Source organism: Streptomyces sp. NPDC088733 (assembly GCF_044751185.1).
In the GTDB taxonomy this organism is placed as follows: domain Bacteria; phylum Actinomycetota; class Actinomycetes; order Streptomycetales; family Streptomycetaceae; genus Actinacidiphila.
On sequence record NZ_JBIVLH010000010.1, the window covers coordinates 186,764 to 202,819 of the forward strand.

At 74.1% G+C, this 16,056-nt stretch carries 13 protein-coding genes and 1 pseudogene; 5 read left to right on the forward strand and 9 right to left on the reverse strand.

Features of this window, described 5'->3' with window-relative positions; genetic code table 11:
• Positions 1-29 precede the first annotated feature (29 nt).
• On the reverse strand, positions 30-767 hold the full coding sequence (locus ACIP64_RS20495) for a maleylpyruvate isomerase N-terminal domain-containing protein (RefSeq protein WP_401588546.1): 738 nt from the start codon (positions 765-767) through the stop codon (positions 30-32).
• Between the two features lie 200 nt (positions 768-967).
• Between ACIP64_RS20495 and ACIP64_RS20500 the strand changes: the two genes are divergently transcribed.
• The 3 genes from ACIP64_RS20500 to ACIP64_RS20510 all read left to right on the forward strand — a co-directional run bounded on the left by ACIP64_RS20500 (position 968) and on the right by ACIP64_RS20510 (position 5,905).
• On the forward strand, positions 968-1,231 hold the full coding sequence (locus ACIP64_RS20500; protein ID WP_360904804.1) for a chaplin: 264 nt from the start codon (positions 968-970) through the stop codon (positions 1,229-1,231).
• Positions 1,232-1,588: 357 nt separating this feature from the next.
• Complete coding sequence (locus tag ACIP64_RS20505) at positions 1,589-4,111, forward strand: SpoIIE family protein phosphatase (RefSeq protein WP_401588550.1); 2,523 nt, start codon at positions 1,589-1,591, stop codon at positions 4,109-4,111.
• A 150-nt stretch (positions 4,112-4,261) separates the two neighbouring features.
• The gene (locus ACIP64_RS20510) at positions 4,262-5,905 is read left to right on the forward strand and encodes a glycosyl hydrolase family 18 protein (protein ID WP_401588552.1); all 1,644 of its coding nucleotides are present in this window, start codon (positions 4,262-4,264) and stop codon (positions 5,903-5,905) included.
• A gap of 57 nt (positions 5,906-5,962) precedes the next feature.
• Here the strand turns inward: ACIP64_RS20510 and ACIP64_RS20515 are convergent, their stop codons facing one another.
• Complete coding sequence (locus ACIP64_RS20515; RefSeq protein WP_401588555.1) at positions 5,963-7,465, reverse strand: cellulose binding domain-containing protein; 1,503 nt, start codon at positions 7,463-7,465, stop codon at positions 5,963-5,965.
• Positions 7,466-8,027: 562 nt separating this feature from the next.
• A complete protein-coding gene (locus tag ACIP64_RS20520) occupies positions 8,028-9,269 on the reverse strand; it encodes an MFS transporter (protein ID WP_401588557.1) in 1,242 nt (413 codons plus the stop codon).
• Between the two features lie 132 nt (positions 9,270-9,401).
• Between ACIP64_RS20520 and ACIP64_RS20525 the strand changes: the two genes are divergently transcribed.
• A complete protein-coding gene (locus tag ACIP64_RS20525; protein ID WP_401588559.1) occupies positions 9,402-10,166 on the forward strand; it encodes a hypothetical protein in 765 nt (254 codons plus the stop codon).
• Positions 10,167-10,175: 9 nt separating this feature from the next.
• On the opposite strand, the gene ACIP64_RS20530 is transcribed toward ACIP64_RS20525, so the two are convergent.
• On the reverse strand, positions 10,176-10,706 hold the full coding sequence (locus ACIP64_RS20530) for a YceI family protein (RefSeq protein WP_401588562.1): 531 nt from the start codon (positions 10,704-10,706) through the stop codon (positions 10,176-10,178).
• A 79-nt stretch (positions 10,707-10,785) separates the two neighbouring features.
• Here ACIP64_RS20530 and ACIP64_RS20535 point away from each other — a divergent pair, with 79 nt between their 5' ends.
• Positions 10,786-11,298, forward strand: coding sequence for a MarR family winged helix-turn-helix transcriptional regulator (locus tag ACIP64_RS20535; protein ID WP_401588565.1), 513 nt, complete (start codon positions 10,786-10,788; stop codon positions 11,296-11,298).
• Positions 11,299-11,308: 10 nt separating this feature from the next.
• Here the strand turns inward: ACIP64_RS20535 and ACIP64_RS20540 are convergent, their stop codons facing one another.
• The 5 genes and pseudogenes from ACIP64_RS20540 to ACIP64_RS20560 all read right to left on the reverse strand — a co-directional run bounded on the left by ACIP64_RS20540 (position 11,309) and on the right by ACIP64_RS20560 (position 16,024).
• Positions 11,309-12,061: an energy-coupling factor ABC transporter ATP-binding protein gene (locus ACIP64_RS20540; protein ID WP_401588567.1), complete on the reverse strand. Its 753-nt coding sequence runs from the start codon at positions 12,059-12,061 to the stop codon at positions 11,309-11,311.
• Positions 12,058-12,819, reverse strand: coding sequence for a cobalt ECF transporter T component CbiQ (gene cbiQ / locus ACIP64_RS20545; protein WP_401588570.1), 762 nt, complete (start codon positions 12,817-12,819; stop codon positions 12,058-12,060). The genes ACIP64_RS20540 and cbiQ overlap by 4 nt, the downstream gene beginning before the upstream one ends.
• Positions 12,820-12,822: 3 nt before the next feature.
• A pseudogene (locus tag ACIP64_RS20550) lies at positions 12,823-13,838 on the reverse strand (energy-coupling factor ABC transporter permease).
• A 151-nt stretch (positions 13,839-13,989) separates the two neighbouring features.
• Positions 13,990-14,553, reverse strand: coding sequence for a histidine phosphatase family protein (locus ACIP64_RS20555; RefSeq protein ID WP_401588573.1), 564 nt, complete (start codon positions 14,551-14,553; stop codon positions 13,990-13,992).
• 226 nt (positions 14,554-14,779) lie between these two features.
• Complete coding sequence (locus tag ACIP64_RS20560) at positions 14,780-16,024, reverse strand: Tm-1-like ATP-binding domain-containing protein (protein WP_401588576.1); 1,245 nt, start codon at positions 16,022-16,024, stop codon at positions 14,780-14,782.
• Between the last annotated feature and the right edge of the window lie 32 nt (positions 16,025-16,056).

Below are 16,056 nucleotides of genomic sequence, written 5' to 3' on the forward strand. Positions count from 1 at the left end.
CACCCCCTCTCAAGGGACACTTGTGCAGCCTAGCCGCGAAGTTTCGCGATCCGCCGGGTGCGGGGCGGCTGGGCGAGCAGCGGGAAACGGGCGGCCATCGGGCCGAGCCGGTCCCGGTCGGTGTCGCTCAGGGGCGCCCGCCCGGTGGCGGCGCGTGCGTACCGCGTGTCGTCCCAGTCCGCCGGCACCCGGCGGCCGAGGAGGCCGTCGAGCGTGCGGCGCACCTCACCGTGGCCCGCCGCCGAAGGACCCGGAGTGCCGGTCAGGCCCACCACGAGGTCGAGGTGATGGATCGTCGCCTCCACGGCCGGCCTGCGCATCACATCGCCGGCGCTGAGCACGTGGCCCTGGGGCGCGACGGGTGCACGGGCGCTCGCGCGCCGGGCGGCGTGCGTCACCGCCGCCGCGGTCCCCGGATACAGGTCGCGCAGCTGGTCGACGCGGAGGAACAGGCCGGCGGAGACCCTGACGAATCCCCGGGTGCCGATCGCGTCCACCGCGCCGTCCCGCCGAAGGCCCTGCCAAGAGGTGACGGCATCCCGGTCCGGCGGGCGCCCGGCAGGTGTGTGCAGGGCGACCGGACCGCGCTGCGCGTCCTCGAGGCAGTGGAGGAGCAGGTCGCGCACCGACCATCCGGCACAGCCGGTCGGCAGCCACGACAGCTGGTTGTCCATCGTCGCGACCGCGGCGCTGAAGGCGCCGTAGGCCGCGTCCAGCACCTCGGCAGGAGGGGGCGGGCAACCGTCCGTGCCGGTGTCGTCGGACATGCGGCCACCCTGGCAACGGGGCGCCCCCGGGCACAAGGCCGCGGCCGTCCGGGACGCGCCGGCGCCCGTCTGCCACGCAGGACACCGGGCCGCACGCCGGGAGGGGCCGAACGGGTGACGACCGTCCCGGCGACGTATCGGCACCCGTGCGCGCCTCGTTGGACAGTTCCCATCCGTGATCACTGATTGGAACCACGCTCGTGAACCGTATCGCCAAGGCCGCCGCTCTCACCGCCGCTGCGAGTGCCGCCGTCGTCGGCAGCGCCGGTGGCGCCCTCGCTCTCGACGGCCACGGGCACGGCGGCTCCCACGCCCAGGGCAAGGCCATCGGCTCCCCCGGTGTCATCAGCGGCAACGTCATCCAGGTGCCGGTGAACATCCCGGTCAACGTGTGCGGCAACTCCGTCAACCTCATCCTGTCCCTGGTCAACCCGACCCTGGGCAACGTCTGCATCAACCGCTGAACCCGGCGGGCCGGCGCCGGGGACCCGGCGCCGGCCCGATCGTGGACACCGCGGTCCTACGGCGGCCTCCGGGCCGCCGTTCGCATGTCCGCCCGCGCCCCGCCGCGGCCGCCGTTCGAACGGCGGTCCGCACGCGGCGGGCGGCGACGGGGGCCCGCGAGTAACCTGAGTCGCGGGGGCCGCGGCAGCCGATCACCAGGGACGCGACGGACCCGACTCCGGCGCCTTCGCCGCGGGCCTGCTCCTCATCGTCCTTCCCGTCCTTCCCGATGTCCGTGATCCCATGGGCGGTCCTCGCCGAGTGGGAAGAACGGTGGACGGAGCGTAACGTTGCGGGCGGATACGGAGTGGCTGGCCATGGGGACACCCGAGGAACACGCGGTCGCCGGCGTGGCGGATGCCGTCACGCTGGTGCTCGATGCCCGGGGCCTCGTACTGGCCTGGCCGCCGGCCGCGTGTCGGCTGCTCGGACGCGCCGCCGACGAGGTCGTGGGCCGGCCCGCGCAGGATCTGCTGGCCCCGCAGGACACGACGCGGCTCCCGGAGATCCGTTCGCGCTGCCGTTCCGAGGGCGGCTGGACCGGGGCGCTGCGGCTGCTGCACGCGGACGGCTCCGTGCGGACGCTCGGTGTACGCGTGGCGGCCCTGCCCGCGGAGGCCACCGGTTCCGGGGCCCGCTGGCTGGTGCTGGCCGCGGACTCCTCGCTCACGGCGCGCTCGGACGCCTCCGGGCTGACCACGACGATGCTGGAGCGGATCGTCGGCCAGACGCCGATCGGGCTGGCGGTGGTCGACACCGAGCTGCGCTGCGTGTGGTCGAACGCGGCACTGGAGCGGTTCGGCGGCGGCCCCGCCCAGGAGCGGATCGGGCGGCGGCTCGCGGAGATCCAGCCCGGTCTGAACGCCACGGTGCTGGAGGCGCAGATGCGCCAGGTCCTGGAGACCGGCGTGCCGGTGATCGACTACGAGCACGTGGGCCGCTTTCGTACCGCCCCGCGCCGGGAGCAGGCGCACTCGATGTCCTTCGTCCGCCTGGAGGACGAGCGCGGTGTCCCGGTCGGGGTCTGCTACTCCGTGATCGACATCAGCGAGCGCTGGCGGGCCCGCCAGCGGCTGTCGCTGCTGGACCGCGCGAGCGAGCAGATCGGCCGCACGCTGGACGTCATGCACACCGCGCAGGACCTGGCGGACGTGGTGGTGCCGGACCTGGCCGACTACGTGACCGTGGAGCTGCTGGAGTCGGTCATCAAGGGCGCCGAGCCGCAGCCCGGCCCGATCGACGACCCGCTCACCACGACGCTGCGCCGCGCGGGCATGCGGGCGGCCCGGCAGGGCGAGCCGGAACCGGCCTTCGGCTTCGGGGCGGTCACCGCCTACCTGCCGGACTCACCGCCGATCCGGGCGCTGACCGACGGCCGGTCGTGGTTCACGCCCCGGCTCGACCCGCTGGGGCTGGAGTGGTCCGCGGGCGTGCCCGGGGGCCGGGCGCGGCGGTTCGGCGAACTCGGCCTGCACACCGCCATGGTGGTGCCGATCCGCGCCCGGGGGGTCACCCTCGGCGTGACCCTGTTCTTCCGGGTCCGCAGGGCCGAGCCCTTCGACGCGGAGGACCTGCGGCTGGCCGAGGAGGTGATGGCGCGCGCCGCCGTGTGCGTGGACAACGCCCGCCGCTACACGCGCGAGCGGGATGCCGCGCTGGTGCTCCAGCGCAGTCTGCTGCCGCACGTCTTCCCCCCGCAGGACGCCGTGGACGTGGCCACCTACTACCGTCCGGCCGACGAGCTGTCGGGGGTGGGCGGGGACTGGTTCGACGTCGTCCCGCTGTCCGGCGCCCGGGTCGCCCTGGTGGTCGGCGAGGTGGTCGGCCACGGTATCGACGCGGCGGCCACCATGGGGCAGTTGCGCACGGCGGTGCGGACGCTGGCCGATCTCGACCTGCCGCCCGAGGAGTTGATGGCGCACCTGGACGACCTGGTGGTGCAGGTGGCCAGGGAGCAGCGCGACGCCCTGCCGGCGGGCGGGGACGCCGGGGTGCTCGGGTCGAGCTGCCTGTACGTGACGTACGACCCGGTGAGCCGGCAGTGCGCCATGGCCAGTGCCGGGCATCTGCCGCCCGCGGTGCTGTCGCCGGGACGTGACGCGGTGCTCTTTCCGGACGTGCCGATCGGGCCCTCGCTGGGTCTGGGCGGACTGCCCTTCGAATCCGCGGAGTTGACGCTCGAGGAGGGCAGCGTGCTGGCCCTCTACACCGACGGCCTGCTCGCCTCCCCGGGCAATCCGAACGCCATGACCTTGCAGGACACCGGGCGCGACCGGCTGCGCGCGGCGCTGGAGGGCGGCGACCTCCCGCTGGACGGCCTGTGCCGCAGCGTCGTCGACGAACTCGCCCCGACACGGCCGACGGACGACGTGGCGCTGCTGCTGGCCAGGACGCACAGTCTCGACGCGGGCCGCGTCGCCTCCTGGGAGCTGGCCAGCGACCCGGCCGTGGTGGGCCGGGCCCGTGAGATGTCCACCCGGCAGCTCGACCAGTGGGGGCTGCCCGGTCTCGCGTTCACGACCGAACTCGTGGTGAGCGAGCTGGTCACCAACGCGATCCGGCACGCCTCCGGTCCCATCCGGCTGCGGCTGATCCTGCAACGGGCGCTGATCTGCGAGGTCTCGGACTCCAGCAGCACCTCGCCGCACCTGCGGCATCCCCGCACCCTGGACGAGGGCGGCCGGGGGCTCTTCCTGATCTCCCAGTTCGCCCAGCGCTGGGGGACCCGCTACACGGGCGAGGGGAAGATCATCTGGGCCGAGCAGTTCCTGGACGGCCAGGGTCCGGGCACCGGTGCCGGTACCGACGCGGGCGGGATCCCGCTGCACGAACGGGTCTGACCGACTCCATTTCCGATGGTCCAGACCTATTGACCGGCTGGTCCAGACCTTTCTACGCTCTGCGAGTGAACTGTGGTGGGCATGACATCGCGTCAACGGCCCGCCAGGCGGCAAGGTTTCCCCGTCGGCCCCCCACTCGAGGAGCACCCCTTGAGCACTGGAGACACCCCACGCACCTCACGCATCAGACGCCTGCGGGCCTCGGCGGTCGCGGGTTTCACCGCGCTGCTGCTGCCCGTCGCGGCACTGGTCGGTCTGGCCACCCCGGCGCACGCCGCGGGCACCACCGCCACGTACACCAAGACCCAGGACTGGGGAACGGGGTTCGAGGGCAAGTGGACCATCACCAACAGCGGCACCACCAGCATCAGTAGCTGGACCGTCGAGTGGGACTACCCCTCCGGAACCTCGGTGACCTCGGCGTGGGACGCCGACGTCACCAGCTCCGGCACCCACTGGACCGCCAGGAACAAGAGCTGGAACGGCACCCTGGCCCCGGGCGCCAGCGTCAGCTTCGGCTTCAACGGCGCGGGCAGCGGCAGCCCCAGCGGCTGCAAGCTCAACGGCGGCTCCTGCACCGGCGGCGGCGTCGACCCGACCCCGACACCTACCCCGACGCCCACACCCACGCCCACGCCCACCCCGACCCCCACCCCGACCCCCACCGGCCCCGCGGGGAACAAGATCCGGCTCGGCTACTTCGCCGAGTGGGGCGTCTACGGACGCAACTACCACGTCAAGAACCTGGTGACCTCCGGCTCGGCGAGCAAGCTGACCCACATCAACTACGCCTTCGGCAACGTCACCAACGGCCAGTGCGCCATCGGCGACTCCTATGCCGACTACGACAAGGCCTACACCGCGGACCAGAGCGTCGACGGCGTCGCCGACACCTGGGACACCGGCGCGCTGCGCGGCAGCTTCAACCAGCTGCGCAAGCTGAAGAAGCAGTACCCGAACATCAAGATCCTGTGGTCGTTCGGCGGCTGGACCTGGTCCGGCGGCTTCGCCCAGGCGGCCGCCAACCCGACCGCCTTCGCCAACTCCTGCTACAGCCTGGTCGAGGACCCGCGCTGGGCCGACGTCTTCGACGGCATCGACATCGACTGGGAGTACCCCAACGCCTGCGGGCTGAGCTGCGACACCAGCGGGGCCTCGTCGTTCAAGACCCTGATGTCCGCGCTGCGCACCCGCTTCGGCTCCAGCAACCTGGTCACCGCGGCCATCACCGCCGACGGCACCAACGGCGGCAAGATCGACGCCGCCGACTACGCGGGCGCCGCGCAGTACGTGAACTACTACAACGTGATGACGTACGACTACTTCGGCGCCTTCGACGCGGACGGCCCGACCGCCCCGCACTCCCCGCTCACCTCCTACAGCGGCATCCCGATCGCCGGGTTCTACTCCGACGCGGCGATCCAGAAGCTGAAGAGCAAGGGCATCCCGTCGAACAAGCTCAACCTGGGCATCGGCTTCTACGGCCGCGGCTGGACCGGTGTCACGCAGGACGCCCCCGGCGGCTCGGCGACCGGCGCCGCACCGGGCACGTACGAGGCGGGCAACGAGGACTACAAGGTCCTCAAGAACAGCTGCCCGGTCACCGGCACCGTCGCGGGCACCGCGTACGCCCACTGCGGCAGCAACTGGTGGAGCTACGACACCCCGTCCACCATCGCGGGCAAGATGACCTACGTGAAGAACCAGGGCCTCGGCGGCGCGTTCTTCTGGGAGTTCAGCGGCGACACCAGCAACGGTGAGCTGGTCACCGCGATCAACAACGGCCTGAGCTAGTCCGGCCGTTGCGAGGCCGGGAAGGCGGCACCACCGCCTTCCCGGCCTCCTCCGTCCTCAGGCCGTGCAGCGGGAGCCGTCGAGGGAGAACGACGCGGGCACGCCGTCGCCGCGGTCCCGGGCGCCGATGAAGCCGAAGGTGGCCGAACCGCCCGTGGCGAGCGAGTCGTTGTACCCCTTCCCGCGGACCGCGACCGAGGTGCCGGACTGCGAGAAGTCCGCGTCCCACATCTGCGTCACGCGCTCCCCGTCCGGGAACGTCCACTCCAGCCGCCAGTCCGACACCGGGACGCGGGTCGTGACGGTCACCGCCGCCTGGAAGCCGCTGCTCCACCGGTCGACCAGCGTGTACGCGACGGAACAGGTCGCCGGCCGGGTGGAGGCCGGGGCGTGCGAGGACCGCGCGGGCGGGGCGCTGCGCTCAGGGGTGCGGTCCGGCGCGGCGGGGATCGTGTGCTCGGCCGCGGACGGTTCGGTGTCGCCCGGGAAGGACCCGTCGTCCGCGGGGTCCTGCGACACGGTGGGCGACGGGTCGCCCGGCGCGGCGGGTCCGGGCAGGGGCGACAGATCCGGGTCGGTGCCGCCCTGCGCGGTGGGCGCGGCGGACGCGGCCCGCGGTGCGGAGTCGTCGGCGGTCACCAGGACCGTCAGCCCGACCACGGCGGCCAGCAGGCCGGCGGCGGCCACGACGGCCACCCTGCCTCCGGGGACGCGCCCGCGAAGGCCCACGCGAAGGCCCCGGTGGAGGCGTCCACGGCCGCGTCCCGCCGGGCGCCGGAGCCGGCGCGGCGGCGTGGGACCGGCGTACGGGAACGGCGGTTGCGCCCCGCCGGTGCCAGCCGCCCGGCGGCGGGCCTCCAGGTACGACGGGCCCGCCCAGCCGAGCACGCCCTCCGCCAGCGCCTGCGCCAGACCTTCGCCGTGCGGGGTCAGGCAGACCAGCGCCTTCGCACACTCCGGGCACCGGTCGAGGTGCCGGCGCAGCTCCACCGGCACGGGCTCCTGCGGGGTGCGCGCGGCCGCGTCCAGGAGAGCGGACCAGCCGGCGCACTCCGGTGTCGGGGGCTCCGCCACGTGCGCCCGCAGGCAGTGCTCGCGGAAGACCTCCCGCACGTGGTGCATCTCGTGGGGATCGGCCGCCGGACGGCACTCCACCTCCGCGTACCAGAGCGCCTCCGCTGCCCGCTCCGGCATCGCCCGCAGGCCGCGCAGCGCCAGGGGCTCCGGGCGCCGCGCCCCCGTGCGGGCCCTGCGGGCGGCGCGCTCCGCGTTCAGCCAGATCCGCAGTTCCGGCTGCAGGCTGTCGCCGTCGCCGGCGGCCGCCCAGTGCGCGGTGCTGTCCCGGACGGCCGTCAGCAGGAACGGCAGGCACGGCAGCCCCGCGCCACCGGAGCCGGACGCGTACGGGTCCTTGGCCGCCGCCAGCCCGCGGTCGAAGGCGTCGGCGGCCAGCCGGCCGCCGGACTCGGGGGTGAGGGTGCACAACTGCGCGAAGCAGAGCACTTCCCCCCAGTACTCGGACAGCAGGACGGCCTCGGGGACCGGGGCTGCGGCAGTCATGGAGCGGGGGACCACCCTTCGGCGTCGGGGGAGGCTGCGCCTTTGTGGTGCGGGGAGCCTTTCACGCTTCCTGCACAAGTAGCAAGACGCGATGTCCTTTGCCCGAAAGGGGTGTTGGCGGGTCTTCGACGGGACGCGCGGTGTCGTTCTGTGAGCGGATGAGGACGGGTGCGGCGCGGGTGCGGTGAGCTCGTCGTGGGGTTCGGGCTGTTGGCCTTGCCGTGGTGCGGTCCGTGCCGGCTGACGTGGCGGCTCGCTGTGGTCGCGCGCGGACAGCAGGTCTTCACCGCTTCGGGAGACACCGCCGTCCGGGACGGTGCGGCGGCGTTGGCCGGTCCGCTGAAAGAGCCCGGCGCGCACGTACGGCTCGGCACCGCATCCACCGCACACGAAAACGAACACATGCCCTCCGCCAGCGAATCAGCGGGCATCGTCGCAGCTCCACGGCAGACCGGCGAACGTGTTGTTCGGGCGGCGCGTGCCGTGTGGTGGGCCATCGGCGTTGCCCGGTTCCCGGGCCGGGCACAGCGCCCGCTCGGGGAGAGGGGGCCAGGCGGGCGGGTCAGGCGGTTCCGTCCGCCGGGGCGGGGGCGCGGGGGAGGGCCGCGCGGATGACGGGGAGGGTGAGGACCGCGGCCACCGCGGCGAGTTGCCAGAGGGCGCCGAAGCCGAGGACGCCGGTGGTGCCCAGCAGGACCGACAGCGGGCCGGCGGCGGCGAGTCCGACCGGGCCCAGGGCGAAGGCGCCGAAGGCGCCGTACGCGCTGACCCGGGCGACGGTCCCGGGCGGTACCTGGGACTGGGTGACGGTCGCGTAGAGGGTGCCGCAGACGGCCGAGCCGACGCCCGCGGCCAGCGCCGCGGCGCAGACCCACGGCAGCGCCCGTCCGCTCGCGAGGGCGGCCGAGGGCAGGGCCCAGCCCACGGTGGCGGCCGTGGCGACGAACAGCGGCCGGCGCGGCCGGCGGCCCAGCATGGCCGCGCCGCCGGCGACCGCGCCCGCCCCGTACGCGGCCATGACCAGGCCCCATGAGGCGGCCCCGCCGAGCCGGCGCTGGGCGACGAGGGGGCCGAGGACCAGGAACGGCGCCCACACCAGGAGGTTGAACAGGCAGACGTGGAGGGAGGTGACCCACAGCCAGGTCCGGGAGCGGAACTCCGCCCAGCCCTCGCGCAGGTCGGCGAGGAAGGACGTCACGGGCCCGGCGCTCCCGGCCGTACGGGGCAGCAGGAGCAGCGCGACGACGCTGACGGCGTAGCTGGCGGCGTCCACGGCGAACACGGTCGCCGCCCCCGCGGTCGCGGTCAGTACGCCGGCGAGCGCGGGCCCGGCCACCGACGCGGCCGAACGGGCCACTCCCAGCAGCGCGTTGCCGTCCGACAGCGCGTCGCCGCGCACGATGCGCGGCACGAGCGCGTCGAGTGCCGGGGTGAACAGGGCCTCGGCGGCGCCCCAGACGACGACCAGCGCTATGAGCGTGCCCAGGTGCGGTGCGCCGCCCAGCAGGGTCAGGGCCAGGCCGCCCTGGGTGAGGCAGCGGATGACGTCGGCGGTGAGCATCACCCGCCGGCTGCCCCAGCGGTCGCTGAGGACTCCGCCGGCGAGGAGCACCAGGACCAGCGGCAGGATCCGGGCGGTGAGGACGAGGCCGAGTTCGGTGCCGCCGCCGTGCTCCAGGACGGCGAACGCCAGCGCGACCGACGCCATCGACGAGCCGAGCAGGGAGGTGGCGTAGCCGGTGAAGAACCGGCGGAAGTCGCGTTCCCGCAGTACGGCGGGGCGGAGGCGGAGGTCGAAGGGCATGGGCGCAGCGTGCAGGGCCGGTTCTCCGACACGCCAGGCGTGCGGCCGAAATTATTGAGTCTGCTTGCATCAACTTAGGATGGGTGCACTTGCGAACGGCAGGTCATTTACTGCGGTTAGATGGGGTGGGGCATGAGCCGACCGGTGGAGTACGCCGTCGCCGTCGACCGTTATCTCTCCGCCACCGCGCTGGGCGCGGGCTCGCGCCGGGTCTACCGGATCGCCCTGGTCACCTGGGCGTGGGGCCTCGTCGGACGCGCCGCTCCCCTGGGGCGCGGGCGCCGCAACGCCGCGCCGCCCGCCGTCCCGCTGGCGCTCCTGGACACCCCGCAGGCGGCGGCGCGGCTGCGCGAGGCCTTCACCGCGCGGTCCGCCGCGGTCGGTGCCCGTACCGCCAACCGCGAACTGTCCGTCCTCGCCGCCGCGGTGACCTGGTGGCGGGCGCAGGGCTGGCTGACCGGCGACCCCCTGGAGGGTCTGCGGGCGCTGCCCCTGCCGGTGCCGCGGGAGGGGGAGGCCGGTCCGCCCGCGGAGGACCGCGCCTTGGCGGTGCTCCGGCTGCCCGCCCCGCTGCGCGAACAGGCCCTGTGGCACCTGCTGTACGACACCGGCGCGTCCATCGAGCGGGTCCTCGCCCTGGACGTCGGCGACCTGGACCTGCCGGGCCGCCGCACCCGCGAGCGCGTCGGCGGGACGCCGCTTCGCTGGGGCGGGGCGACGGGCCGGCTGCTCACGCTGCTGACGCTCGGCCGCGTCGGCGGACCGGTGTTCCGTACCGGCCGCGGCCGGCTGTCCTACCGCCGGGCCGCCGAGGTCTTCACCGCCGCCACGCGCCCGCTCGATCCGGACGGGCACGGCTGGACACTGCGGGACCTGCGCGGCTCCGGGCGGCGGTGACCCGCGGCCTCAGCCGCCGTGGGTGAAGCGGCCCGTCACCGAGATCGTCGCGGGGCCCTTGATCATGCCGAGCCGGTTCCAGGTGAGGCCGAAGTCGGCCCGGTCGACGACGGCTTCGACGGTGAGGACGACCGCGTCGGGGGCGGCGGTGTCGGCCCGGCCGGTCAGGGCGAGCGGGCGGGTGGTGCCGCGCACGGTCAGTTCGCCGTCGACCGTGAGGGCGCCGTCCGCTCCGGCGACGACCCGGTGGGCGGTGAAGACGATCGCGGGGTGGGCCGCGACGTCGAAGAACTCGGCCGACTTCAGGTGGGTGTCGCGCTGGGAGTTGCCGGTGCCGACAGAGGCGGCCTCGACGGTGAGCGTGCCGTGCGCGCTGCCGTCGGGGGCGAGTTCGCCGGTTCCGCCGACGGTGGCGAAGGCGCCCTTGACGGTGGCCGCGCCCCACATTGTCTTGTGGGTGAGCCGGACCGAGGAGCCCGCGGGGTCGAGGATCCACGTGCCCGTGCGCAGGCCGGCGGGGGTGGTGGACGAGTCGGTCATGGGGAACCGCATCCTTTGATTGCTAGCCAGATATTAAGTAGCTGGTTAGACAATAGCTGGCGTTGGTACCCTGGGCAATGTGACGACGGAGATCCACACCGGGCCGGACGGCGGGGGCGCCTGCCCCGGCGCCGCGGACCTGGAACTGCTCGCACGCTGGCACGAGGTGCAGTCGGGCTTCCGCCGCGTGACCGATCAACTGCTGGCGGATGTGGAGGCGCGCTCGGGGCTGGCCCCGTCCTCGTTCCAGGCGCTGTGGTTCCTCATGACCGCGCCGGAGCGCTCCGCGCCGATGTACCAGCTCGCGGGCACGCTCGGCTTCACGACGGCGGGCACCACCAAGGTCGCCGACCGGCTCACTGAGGCCGGCCTCATCGAGCGCCGTCCGTGCCGGAGCGACCGGCGTGTCACGCTGGCGGCGCTCACCGAACGCGGGTTGGAGGTGGCGGCGACGGCCGCCCGTACGCTCGCCGACGCGCTGCGGGAGCGCGTCGTCGCCCCCCTCGGCGGCACGGAGCGCTTCGCCGCGCTCGCGGACGCGGTCGTCGCCGTGGACCCGGAGCCGGCCGGCCGCCCTCCGTGCGGTTCCTGAACGCCGGACGTCAGACGTCGACCGCGACCGAGCGCGGGTCGAAGCCGAAGGGGAGTTCCAGGCGGTGGCGGCGCATCAGGGCGTCGTCGGAGAGCAGTTGCTGCGTGCGGCCGTCGGCCGCGATGATGCCGCCGCTGAGGACCACCGCGCGGGAGCAGAGTTCCAGGGCGTAGGGCAGGTCGTGGGTGACCATCAGCACCGTGACGTCCAGCGACCGCAGGATGTCGGCGAGTTCGCGGCGCGAGGCCGGGTCGAGGTTGGAGGAGGGCTCGTCCAGGACGAGGATCTCCGGTTCCATGGCGAGCACGGTGGCGACCGCGACCCGGCGCCGCTGGCCGAAGGACAGGTGGTGCGGCGGCCGGTCGGCGAACTCCGCCATGCCGACCCGCTCCAGCGCCTTGCGGACGCAGGCCTCCAGTTCGGGGCCGCGCAGCCCGGCCGCTGCCGGGCCGAAGGCGACGTCCTCGCGGACGGTCGGCATGAACAGCTGGTCGTCCGGGTCCTGGAAGACGATGCCGACGCGGCGGCGGATCTCGGCGAGGTGCTTGCGGTCGCCGACGGGCAGGCCCGCGACGGTGACGGTGCCCGCGCCCGCCTCCAGGATGCCGTTGAGGTGCAGGACGAGGGTGGTCTTGCCGGCGCCGTTGGGGCCGAGCAGCGCGACCCGCTCCCCGCGGCCGATGGTCAGGTCCACGCCGAACAGCGCCTGGTGGCCGTCGGGGTAGGCATAGGCGAGGCCCTTGACCTCGAGCGATGGGGTCATGCGAACCATCCCGTCAGGCAGACCAGCAGTGCGGCGGCCGGGAGCACGGCCGCGTACGACCACTGTGCGCGGGACGCCGTGACGTCGTCGATCACCGGCATGCTGCCGGCGTAGCCGCGGCTGACCATGGCCAGATGGACACGCTCGCCGCGTTCGTAGGAGCGGATGAACAGGGCGCCCGCGGACTTGGCGAGCACACCCCAGTGGCGCGGGCCGCGGGCCTCGAAGCCGCGTGAGGCGCGGGCGACGCGCATGCGGCGCATCTCGTCGGTGATGACGTCGCCGTAGCGGATCATGAAGGAGGCGATCTGCACCAGCAGCGCGGGCAGCCGCAACCGCTGGAGGCCCAGCAGGAGTTCGCGCAGTTCCGTGGTGGAGGCCAGCAGGACGGAGGCGGCGACGCCGAGGGTGCCCTTGGCGAGGATGTTCCAGGCGCCCCACAGGCCGTTGACGCTCACCGACAGCCCGAGCACCTCGGTGTGCGGGCCCTCGGCGACGAACGGCATCAGGACGGCGAAGGCGACGAACGGCACCTCGATCAGCAGCCGTCGCAGCAGGAAGCCCGCCGGTACCCGGGCCACCGCGGCCACCGTGGCCAGCAGCACGGCGTACAGGCCGAAGGCCCATACCGCGGTGCGCGGGGTGGAGACCACGACGAGGACGAAGCAGAAGACCGCGGCGATCTTGCACTGCGGGGGCAGCGCGTGCACCGGCGAGTGCCCGTGCCGGTAGAGCCGGTGTGCGTGCCCCGCGCCCATCCGTCAGGCCTCGTCCGTGCGCGGCCGGCGGCGGACGACCCAGAAGACGCCGCTGCCGAGAGCGAGGGTGGCGCCGACGCCGAGGATTCCCGCGAGGCCGCCGGACAGCCGGGCGTTGCCGACGTCCTTCGTCTGATAGTCCGCCAGCGGGGAGTCCTTCGCCGCGTGGTTCTCCGTCTTCTTGTCGATGCCGTGGTCGGCGGCGACCTTCTCCAGTCCGTCGGGGCTGGAGGACGCGTAGTAGCTGACGAACCCGGCGAGCACCAGGGCCGCGATCAGCCCGGCGATCCACAGCGGCCGTACACCGCCGCGCTTGGGGGTGGGTGTCACGGCCGCCATCAGACGGTCGCCTCCTTCAGCTCCAGCGGACGGCGCAGGTCACGGGCGCCGTGGACGAGGTCGGGACGGACGGCGATCACGGCGCCGACGGTCGCGGCGGTGATGAACGCCTCGCCGATGCCGATGAGTACATGGACGCCGACCATGGCGGTGAAGACCTTGCCGAGGGGGACGTCGGTCGTGCCGCCGAGCGCGTAGATCGCGGTGAAGGCGACGGAGGCCGCCGGTACGGAGAGCAGGGCGGCCACGAAGGCCGCGCCCGTCACCGCCCCGCGTGTGCGTGGCAGCACCTTCACCAGGCCGCGGAAGACGGCGTAGGCGACGACGACCGTCACGATCGCCATGTCGGTGATGTTCACGCCGAGCGCGGTGAGTCCGCCGTCGGCGAAGAGCACCCCTTGGATGAGCAGCACCACCGACACGCACAGCACGCCGGTGTACGGGCCCACCAGGATCGCGGCGAGCGCGCCTCCCAGGAGGTGGCCGCTGGTGCCCGCGGCGACGGGGAAGTTGAGCATCTGCACGGCGAAGATGAAGGCGGAGACGAGTCCGGCCAGGGGCGCGGTGCGCTCGTCGAGTTCACGCCGGGCACCGCGCAGGCTCACGGCGACGGCCGCCGCCGCCACGGCCCCGGTCGCCACCGACACCGGGGCGTCGATGAATCCGTCGGGTACATGCATGAGGAGTGCTCCGCTTCGGAGTCGGCCTGGTCGAACGCGCTCATCATACGGTCTTATTGCGACATCTTTGCAAGAGCCTGAGAGGCGCGAAAACGTTCCTCTTGCGTGTACCGGCCGTTGGCGGCCAAGTCCCCTTCACGGCGCCGGTCGTTCAGGCGAGCGGCCGCCCTGCCGTGAGGTTCCAGCGCCCGGACCGCCCGCTGAATTCCGTCGCCGTGAGCGGGGGGACGTCGATCCGCCAGAACGACTGCTCCGGCGTGCCCAGCGTCCTGACCGCGCAGGCCCGCACGATCTCCGGCTCCACGACGGCGACCACCCGGCCGGGCGCGGCCGCCAGCCCGTCCAGCCAGCCGCCGACCCGTGCGCACAGGTCGCGCAGCGACTCGGCGTCGTGCGGCGCGGCGTCGGGGTCGGACAGCCAGGCGGCGACCGCGTCGGGTTCCTCGGCGCTCACCTCGGCCAGCGTGCGGCCGCGCCAGCGGCCCAGTGCCCAGCCGTCGGGGGCGTCCCCGTCGGGGGCCAGGCCCAGTGCCTCGGCGGTCGCCCGGCAGCGCGCCGAGGGCGACACCAGGACCCGGCCGGCGGCGGGCAGGTGCCCGGCCACCGCGCGGGCGGTCTCCAGCGCCTTGCCGTCCGGCGGCACGTCGTCGTCGAAGCGGGCCTCCCGCAGGGCGGCCGTGACGACCGGCGAGATCAGGGTCACCCGGGTGGTCATGTGCTCTCCTTCGCTGTCCGCGAAGCTTCGCCCCGCGGGGTCCGGGCGCGGAACGGCCCTTCCGCCGGGTGCCCTTGGCCGTCGGCACGGGTGGTGGGACAGTTGCGCGGATCCGGCACGGTCGCGCCACTGTAAGCCGGGCACGGCGCCCGCGCGATCGTGCCGTCGGCGGTGCTCCCCGGGGTCCTCCGGTTCGTGGCGGCCGAGCGGGGCCCGACGCCGCTGGTCAACGCGGGGCGCGGGCCGGGTCGTTCGCGGCGATCAGCGCGTGCAGCCGGTCGGCGGCAGTGCGCCCGAAGTCCGGGTCGTTGAGGTGCGTGTCGTACGCCGCCACCTCCACCCGGCTGCCGCGCAGGCCGTCGCGCAGCGCCGTGAACAGCACCTCGTCGACGGACGGGTCGTGGTACGGCCCGCCCGGGGCGCCGAGCGTGGACAGGCCGCGCAGCGGGAGCAGCAGGGCCGCGGGACCGGTCGCGGCGCGCAGTTTCTCGGCGACCTGGCGGCCGAGCGCGGCGCACTCGGCGGCGGTGGTGCGGATGACGGTGACCGAGGGGTTGTGCACATGGACGTGGCGGGACCGGAAACGATCCGGCAGTGACGCGAGCGGACCGAACTTGACCATGTCCAGCGCCCCGGGGCTCACCACCTGCGGCACCCCGGCCCGGCCCGCCGCCCGCAGCCGGTCCGGGCCCGCGCCGAAGGTGCCGCCGACCAGGTCGTCGGCGAGTTCGCTGAGGGTCAGGTCCAGGACGCCGGAGAACATCCCCTGCGCGGCGAGGGTCTCGAGGGAGCGGCCGCCGGACCCGACGGAGTGGAAGACCAGCACCTCGTAGCCGAGGTCGGTCAGCCGCTGCCGGGCGGCGTCCACGCCCGGGGTGGTCACGCCCGCCATGCTGGCCGCCACCAGCGGCCGGTCGTCCGCGGGCGGCGGCGCGTCCGTGGCGAAGCCCGTGGCCATGGCGGCGATGGCGTCGGCCGCGTTCGCCAGGATCGGCGCCGAGACGCGGTTGACGCCCGCGATGTCGACGACGCTGTACATCATCGCGATGTCGGCCGCCCCGACGTACGGCGAGACGTCGCCCGCCGCCATCGAGGACACCATCAGCTTCGGCACGCCCAGCGGCAGGGCGCGCATCGCGCGGGTCGCGATCGACGTGCCCCCGCTGCCCCCGATGGCCAGCACACCGTGCAGCCGCCCCCGCGCGTGCAGCCGGCGCACCACCTCGGCGGCGCCCTCGGCCATCGTGGTCACGGCGATGCCCCGGTCCCCCTGGGCGCGCAGCCGTGCGATGTCGGCGCCCGCCGCGCGGGCCACCTCGGCGCGCGCGATGTCGGCGGGCACCCGGGGCTCGCCGGCGACCCCGGTGTCGATGAGGACGACGTCGACGGCGCGCCGCAGCAGGCGCTCGCGCAGCCATCCGTACTCCGCACCCTTGGTGTCCAGCGTTCCCAGCAGCGCAACCACCGGCATGGATCACAGTGTTGGGGGGATCGGCGGATGTG

Coding starts and splice junctions, on each gene's coding strand:
- ACIP64_RS20505 (WP_401588550.1), top strand. CDS start 1,589: ATGGGGACACCCGAGGAACACGCGGTCGCCGGCGTGGCGGATGCCGTC.
- ACIP64_RS20495 (WP_401588546.1), bottom strand. CDS start 767: ATGTCCGACGACACCGGCACGGACGGTTGCCCGCCCCCTCCTGCCGAG.
- ACIP64_RS20515 (WP_401588555.1), bottom strand. CDS start 7,465: ATGACTGCCGCAGCCCCGGTCCCCGAGGCCGTCCTGCTGTCCGAGTAC.
- ACIP64_RS20525 (WP_401588559.1), top strand. CDS start 9,402: ATGAGCCGACCGGTGGAGTACGCCGTCGCCGTCGACCGTTATCTCTCC.
- ACIP64_RS20555 (WP_401588573.1), bottom strand. CDS start 14,553: ATGACCACCCGGGTGACCCTGATCTCGCCGGTCGTCACGGCCGCCCTG.
- ACIP64_RS20540 (WP_401588567.1), bottom strand. CDS start 12,061: ATGACCCCATCGCTCGAGGTCAAGGGCCTCGCCTATGCCTACCCCGAC.
- ACIP64_RS20520 (WP_401588557.1), bottom strand. CDS start 9,269: ATGCCCTTCGACCTCCGCCTCCGCCCCGCCGTACTGCGGGAACGCGAC.
- ACIP64_RS20560 (WP_401588576.1), bottom strand. CDS start 16,024: ATGCCGGTGGTTGCGCTGCTGGGAACGCTGGACACCAAGGGTGCGGAG.
- cbiQ (WP_401588570.1), bottom strand. CDS start 12,819: ATGGGCGCGGGGCACGCACACCGGCTCTACCGGCACGGGCACTCGCCG.
- ACIP64_RS20530 (WP_401588562.1), bottom strand. CDS start 10,706: ATGACCGACTCGTCCACCACCCCCGCCGGCCTGCGCACGGGCACGTGG.